This window comes from Streptomyces sp. NPDC057654, from assembly GCF_042800135.1.
GTDB lineage: Bacteria > Actinomycetota > Actinomycetes > Streptomycetales > Streptomycetaceae > Streptomyces.
Genome location: NZ_JBHVHQ010000408.1, coordinates 1 through 7,423, shown reverse-complemented (window position 1 = coordinate 7,423; position 7,423 = coordinate 1). Strand labels below are relative to the sequence as shown.

At 68.8% G+C, this 7,423-nt stretch carries 5 protein-coding genes; all 5 read right to left on the bottom strand.

Going from position 1 to position 7,423, the window contains the following annotated elements; genetic code table 11:
- Positions 1 to 496: 496 nt before the first annotated feature.
- A complete protein-coding gene (locus tag ACFU99_RS26050; protein WP_384396077.1) occupies positions 497 to 955 on the bottom strand; it encodes a hypothetical protein in 459 nt (152 codons plus the stop codon).
- 97 nt (positions 956 to 1,052) lie between these two features.
- A complete protein-coding gene (locus tag ACFU99_RS26045; protein WP_384396075.1) occupies positions 1,053 to 1,568 on the bottom strand; it encodes a hypothetical protein in 516 nt (171 codons plus the stop codon).
- A complete protein-coding gene (locus ACFU99_RS26040) occupies positions 1,523 to 5,173 on the bottom strand; it encodes a DUF6531 domain-containing protein (protein ID WP_384396072.1) in 3,651 nt (1,216 codons plus the stop codon). Before ACFU99_RS26040 ends, ACFU99_RS26045 begins: the two co-directional genes overlap by 46 nt.
- 180 nt (positions 5,174 to 5,353) lie before the next feature.
- Positions 5,354 to 6,097: a 16S rRNA (uracil(1498)-N(3))-methyltransferase gene (locus tag ACFU99_RS26035; RefSeq protein ID WP_384396069.1), complete on the bottom strand. Its 744-nt coding sequence runs from the start codon at positions 6,095 to 6,097 to the stop codon at positions 5,354 to 5,356.
- Entirely contained in the window at positions 6,094 to 7,272 is a 1,179-nt protein-coding gene (locus tag ACFU99_RS26030) for a nitronate monooxygenase (protein ID WP_384396067.1), read from the bottom strand. Before ACFU99_RS26030 ends, ACFU99_RS26035 begins: the two co-directional genes overlap by 4 nt.
- Between the last annotated feature and the right edge of the window lie 151 nt (positions 7,273 to 7,423).

The following is a 7,423-nucleotide window of genomic DNA, read 5'->3' as shown; positions in this document are numbered from 1 at the left end:
CAGCGCATGCAGTGACGGGTGGGACGGTGGTGGTGCCCGCTGGAGGCCCCGCTGCGCTCCGCAGCTGGCTACCGGCAGGTAGGGTGAGGTTACCGCCCGACAAAAGCACCTTATGGGACGCGGAACCGGGCCGCAACGGCACCCAGTTGAAGGGTGAACCTGACGTGTCGGACATACCGGGCCCAGCGGCCGTCAGAGTGGAGTTCCCCCCAGCCAAGGGCCCTCCTCGTACTGGCGGAAACCGCACCCGGACGCCCAGCAGACCCCGGGCGCAGCGCAGCGGAGCCAGCCTGAACCCCAGCCACGCACCCACCCGTCAGGCAGCAAACCGACAGCAGCCCCCCCCCCCCCCTCCCGCTGTCGGCGCTCTGGGCCCGAAGGGCCCGAGACGAAGCCCGCACCCGACCGTCAGACCGCCACCCTGCACGTACCTCATATAGACGGCGCACTGCGGCGACGTACCCCTATCAACAGCTACGACACGCCGAGTTCAAACTCAGTAACTCGGACCGTCTGGCGCCGCCCGGCTGAAGACAACGGTCGGCCCGTCGTCCGTCGCCAGCACCTGGACCTGAAAGCGCCGCGACGGGAATTTCCGTGCAAGGGCGGCCCCCCAGGAGAAGGCGAGCGCTTGCGCGATATCCTTCAGCGCCTCCTCATCCTCGGCGGACTCACCGCAGTCGACGGCATACCCCACCACGAATCGGTTGAGCAGATCTTCCACCCTGCGCCCATCGCCGTCCAGCCGCGCATACCACTCTTCGAAATTCCCCGGCTCATAAACACGCCCCCAAAGGACGCAGCCCCGCACCTCCACGAACTCCGGGTTCATCAGATGAGCGAAAGCCAGCCACATCCCGACCGTGCAGTTCCCCATAAGGAAATCGACGGAGTCGAGCTCTCCCGTATACCCACCGATCCAGGATCGGATCTCGGAATGCACCTCAGGATCCACGCGCCTACTCCCCGCCGGTCAACAGGCGACCTGGGCAGCCGGACGGCGACGACGCCCCGAGTCCGTCAACCCGATGGCAAGCAGCGCTTGCCTTCCGTCACACAGGAACATACTCAAGCAGCGACGGCATCGCAGCATGGTCGCTCCCTTCCATCGTCACCACAACTCGCTTGCCCACAGAGTCACCAAGCCTGCGGATGAACTTTTCAAGTTGGGCGAACGTTTCCAGATCAACCACGTCCGAAGGGTCGAACGTAAATTCAATCTCATCCACTTCGAAGAAATAAGAAGTGAACCAAACGTTCCCCACCTGGACAGCGAGCGAAGCCGACTCTTCTGGTTCACGCTCCAGACGCGCGAATACCTCTCCGGCGGAGGGAAGTCTCCCGACGGGCACTTCGAGAAGCGTCCAAGAAAAAGATACCTCCCACCCTGCGGATTCCACTGAGTCGAAGACTCGCTGCCAGTCTTCGATTTTCGCATCGAGGATACAAACATCACGCAGGGAACCATCGAACACGAAGTCCTCAACGCGATACCGCAACCGACTGCCCATCCGCTCACCCGTCACAGAAAACCTTCGAACGTCATTTTGCCGTTGCGCCAGCTCCACCGAGCACCCCAACCACCCTTGACCCGGAAGTCACGGGTGATCCCACCATAGTGGGCCGAGGCCGACGTGTTGACCGACTCCACCACACTGGGGTCCGTCAAAATGTCGTGGATCATTTCATTCGCGACTGCAGTACGCTCACTATTCGTGAGCTTACCGAAATTATATTTGTCCACATGAGCCTGGCCGCGCTTGGCGATGTTCCCCGGGCTGGGATCGCCATGCTTCTGCAATGCCCTCCCGGCGGGCGACAGCTGCCCCTTCTTTATATCCGTTGCTTCCTTGTACAGATCATCGACGCTGAAGTTGCAGGGCGAGAGCCCAAGCGGGTCCAGCGAAGAAAGAGGCGCGGGCACATACGCATAGTGATTGTCCGCAGGTTCGAGCCCCAGAGGGTCAGGGCTGGCGTAGCGTGCTGTTTCGGGGTCGTAGTAGCGGAAGTAGTTGTAGTTGAGGCCGGTTTCCGGGTCTGCGTATTGGCCGGGGTAACGGAGTGGGCACGTTGCGGGAGCAGGCTCTGTCGGAGCGGGGAAACGCGTTCCCCAGAGGGTGGTGCGATGTTGCCACGCTACTTTCCCGGCAGGGGTGATCAGTTCTGTCGGGGTGCCGGCCAGGTCGGTGATGACCGCATGGAAGTGGGCGCCCTCGGACGGGTCCGAGAGTTCCGCGTACTTCGTGATCAGCGACTCGCCCGCCGCATGACTCAGTGGGCGATGGTCCGTTTGGGCCACAGGGCGGTGGGTGTCGGGGGCGTAGTCCCAGGTTGTCGCCCGCCCGTCGGGCGTCAGCTGCTCGGCCAGGCGGCTTTCGTCCCAGGTGAAGGTTGTCTTCTCCGCCACCTCCCCCATGTCCGTCAAGCGCTGCTTGGATATTCGGCGGCCCAAGGGGTCATAGCTATAGACCCAGGTGTCACCGGACGGCGTTGTGGCGCTCGTCAGGCGGTCCTCCGCGTTCCACCTGTACGTCCAGGTCCGTACCCGGCCGTTGAGGAGTTTGCTGCGTTTGCGGGTCAGGCGGCCCTGCGCGTCGTGTTCGTAGGCTGTTCTGCCTGCCGTGCGGATCAGGGTGCCGTCGAAATCCCGCGCTCCGGGGCTCTCGTGCGCCGGGGCCTCGGCCCGTGTCAGATTGCCGGCGCCGTCATAGGCGTAACGCTCCGTCCAGCCATGCGCGTTCACGCCCGCTACCCGCCCCATACGGTCCAGGTCGAAGCGGCGGGTACCCGAGGTCAATTCGCGGATTTCGGTGAGGCAGCCGTCCGGGCGGTAGGCATAGGCGCGGTGTTGCAGAAGGTCGTCCGCTTGCGTACCACGGATTGTCTGGGCGGTCAGGCGGTCGTTCTCGTCCCATTTCTGGCGCAGGACCGGCCCTCCCGCCAGGGATCGTTCCGTTTCCCTCCCCGCCTCGTCGTGCGCGAAGGTCAACGCCCCTGCTTCCGAACGAAGTTCGGCCGGTCGCCCTTCCTCGTCGTACTTCCATTCCGACGAAAAGCCGGTCGGCGTCACCCGACGCATACGGCGGCCCAGCGCGTCGTACGCGTACCTCGTCGTACAGCCGTTCACCGACTCCGTCAGCACTCGGCCCAGCGCGTCCCGCTCGATGACCAGTTCCGCATCCGCGTTCGCCGCCCCCACCAGAGCGCCCGCGGCGTCATACGCGTACGTCGATACCTCGTCGCCGTCGCCACGCTGCTCCACCACCCGCCCCAGCGCGTCCCGCGTAAACCGCAGCGCCTCCCCCGCGCCGTTCGTCCGCGCGGTCAGACCGCCCGCCGCGTCATGCTCATACGCCAGCGTCCGGCCGTCGAAGTCCGTCTCCGACGCCAGGCGGCCCGCCGGGTCGTACGCATAGCTCCAGGTCAGGCCCTGTGGGTTCGTCACCTCCGTGAGCCGCAGCTCCGTGTCGTACGCGAACGCGTACACCGCGCCGTCCGGGTCCGTACGGGTCGCCGGGACGTCGAAATGCGTGGACGTCTGGCGCGTGACGTTGCCTGCCGCGTCCGTGTAGGTGAGGAGGTTGCCCTCCCCGTCCCACTCCCAGGTCTCCCGCGACCCGTCCGGCAGTTCCCGCCGGCGCGGTTTGCCTTCCGTCGTCCACCCCAGCCGCGTCGTGTGCCCCAGGGGATCGGTCGTCTCGACGACACGGCCGAAGGCGTCACGGCGGACGGTGGTCGTGTGGCCGAGGGCGTCGGTGACGGCCTCAGGGAGTCCTGCCGCGTCGACGGTCACGCGCCGGGTGTGCCCCAGCGGGTCCGTCACCGCGATCAAGTGGCCTGCGGCGTCGTACGCGTAGTGCGTCTCCGCGCCCATGGGGTCGACCGTGGCCGTGAGGTTGCCGCGCTCGTCGTACGCATGCCGCCACACCGCACCGCCCGGGTCGACGACCTCCACCGGCCGGCCGTGCCCGTTGTACGCGGCGCGCCCCGCCGAACCGTCTGGCAGGGTCACCTCGGTCAGGTTGCCGGACCCGTCGTACGCATAGCGCGTCGTACGGTCCAGCGGGTCCGTCACGGCGGCGCGAAGGTCGCCCCGGTCGTTCCATTCGGTGCGGGTGACATGGCCCAGCGGGTCGGTCTCCGAGACGACCTGGCCGTCCTCGTTGTACCGGTACGCGGTTCGGCGGCCCAGCGAGTCGGTGTATACCGTCGTGTGCGCCTCGTCGTCGTAGGCGAGCGAGCCGGAGAGGACCCCGTCGCTCCCCTCTGTGCGCACCACCCGGCCCCGGGCGTCGTAGATGTACCCGAACGACGTTCCGTTCCGGTCGGTCCAGGAGGTGACCCGCCCGGCCTCGTCGTACGTGAAACGCAGCGGCTTGCCGCTGGAGTTGACGACCTCGGCCAGGTTGCCCGCCGCGTCATAGCCGTAACGCACCACCACTGTGCCGCCGCTACCGGTGCCGGCACCGGTAGCGCCGCCCGCCCGCCGCTCGTAGCGCGACGGCGCCTCGTCCAGCAGCCGCAGCGCCGTGATCCGCGGCCCCTGCGTATCGACGGCCAGGTAGTAGCCGCCGCTGTGGCGGATCCCCGTCGGAACGCCCTCGGCCGTGCGCTCCACGTCCATACGCGCGCCGTTGCGGTCGTGCCGGCTCTCCAGCGGCAGTTCCACCGTGCCCGGTTCGGCGGTCGGCCGGGAGTGCCCGAAGGTGCGGACGACCCCCGTACCGGGATCGGTGATGGTCACGGTCCCATCCGGTCTCCCGTCCCACTCCAGCGGCCAGCGCGCGCCCTTCACCGGCAACACCGGCTCCCCGGGCCGCGGCACCGGATACACCAGCCGCATTCCGTCCGCGGCGGCGAACACCACTCCCTGTGCGTCGAGCTGGATACGCTCGTCCAGCGTCGAGGCCCACGCCGGGCCGAAACAGACTCCCGCCCGATACGACGACAGGTGCGTCCGCTCGAAAATCAGCGGCAGGTCGGCAGGCAATTCGAGGTCGGTCTGCATCATCAGCATGTCGCCGGAGGCGACATCGATGGGCTCCCCGACACATGGCATGTCCTTGCCCCGGCGGCACGCCTGCCCCAGCTTGATCACATTCCGGCGCAGCAGTTCGGCGCCTTTGCCGAACGACTGCGGCAGGCGGAACAGCTCTCCGTTGAGGGGCAGCACGCCTCCCCCGTCACCTGCCCGCTGCCCCGCTGCCCCGCTGCCCCGCTGCCCCGCGCAAAGCTTCAGCCTAGGAAGCGGGAGACCACCGCTCGGCCAAAGCACCGCAATGCCCGAGCAAAGGAACGGTTTCGGAAACGGGCCGTCAGCCCCGGCAGGGCCGCCGCCCCGCGCAGCGGGCCGTCAGCCCCAGCGCCCCGTCCGCCCCAGCAGCAGGGCCGTTGCCGCCGTGCCCGCCGTGGAGGTGCGGAGCACGCTGGGGCCCAGGCGGTACGGTTTCGCGCCTGCTTCGGCGAAAGTGGACAACTCGTCCGGGGAGACGCCGCCTTCGGGGCCGACGATGAGAATGATGTCGCCGGTCCGCGGGAGCGGGGTGGTGGCCAAGGGGGTGCTGCCCTCCTCGTGGAGGACCGCGGTGAAGGGGGCTTCCGTCAGCAAGGCAGCTACCTGACGGGTCGTCATCAGGTCGGACACCTCCGGGAATCGCAGGCGGCGCGACTGCTTCCCCGCCTCGCGGGCCGTCGCGCGCCACTTGCCCAGGGCCTTGAGGCCGCGGTCGCCCTTCCACTGCGTGACGCAGCGCGACGCCGCCCACGGGACGACGGCGTCCACGCCCGTCTCCGTCATCGTCTCCACCGCCAGTTCCCCGCGGTCGCCCTTGGGGAGGGCCTGGACGACGGTGATGCGGGGCCGCGCGGGCGGTTCCGTGCGGACCTCCGTCACGGACACCTCCAGGCGGTCCTTGCCCTCCAGCGCCGCCACCGTGCCGTACGCGCCCACGCCCTCGCCATCCGTAAGGATGACCTCCTCGCCCACCCGCAGGCGACGGACCGAGACCGCGTGCCGCCCCTCGGGGCCCGTGAGCGCGACCACGGAGCCCGCCTCCGTGGTCGCCAGCGAGTCCGCCAGGAACACCGGCGCCGTCATACGACCTCTCCCTGCGAACTGTGTGCCGCCCGTACCCCGTGCGCCGACCCGTGCGACGGCCCATGCGACGCGTGCCGACCGCTGGAGACGCCCGGCCCCGCCGTCGCGCCCTCCGCCAACGCCCCCCGCGCCGCCTCCAGTTCCGCCACCAGCACCTCCACGAGCTGGCCCGCCGGCAGTTCCCGCGCCAAGCGGTGCCCCTGGCCCGCCCACAGCGCCATGCCCTGCGGGTCGCCCGCCTTCGCCGCCGCCTTGCGCAGCCCCGACGTGAGGAAGTGGACCTGCGGATAGGCCGCCGGCGCGTACGGGCCGTGCTCGCGCATGAAGCGGTTCACCAGGCCGCGCGCCGGACGGCCCGAGAAGGCGCGGGTGAGCTCTGTCCGTACGAACACGGGGTCCGTCAGCGCCCGCTTGTGCAGCGTGTGCGCCCCGGACTCCGGACAGACCATGAAGGCCGTCCCGAGCTGGGCCGCCACCGCGCCCGCGGCCAGCACCGAGGCGATCTGCGCGCCGCGCATCAGCCCGCCCGCCGCGATCACCGGTATCTGAACGGTCTCCTGGACCTGGGTGATCAGCGCGAGCAGCCCGAACCCCGCGCCCGTGCCGTCGGCATGCGGGTCGTCGCGATGCGTGCTCTGGTGGCCGCCCGCCTCGACGCCCTGCACGCACACGGCGTCGGCCCCCGACCACTGCGCCGCCTGCGCCTCGGCCGCCGACGTCGCGGTCACGACCGTCGCCGTGCCGACCTTCGCGAACTTCTCGAAGACCGCGCGCGAAGGGCAGCCGAACGTGAAGGAGACCGCCGGCACGGGGTCGTCCGCGAGAATCGCGAGCTTGGCCTCGTACGCGTCGTCCGTACCGTCGTCCGTGTCGCCGAGCGGCGTCTCGTACCACGCGGCCTCGCCCGCCAGCTGCTCGCGGTAGACCTCGACCGCCGCCGGGTCCGCCACCGAGGGCTGCGGCATGAAGAGGTTCACGCCGAAGGGCCGGTCGGTCAGACTGCGGATCTGCTTGATCTCCTCGTACATCGCCTCCGGCGTCTTGTAACCGGCGGCGAGGAAGCCGAGCCCGCCCGCTTCGCTCACGGCGGCGGCCAACGCGGGAGTGGAAGCGCCGCCCGCCATGGGGGCCTGCACGATCGGGTATCGGTAAAGATCGGTCAGAGCAGAGGGCATGACCACATAGTGTCACGCCCTCCACGATGATTCGTCATCGACGGGTTTGCCCGCCATGGCCCAACCATTGCCCGAACAGCGCCCGATCATGGCCCGAACACTGCCCATCCGCTGCCCGGCGATCGGGTAGCGACAGCGCTCGGCGGCCGTC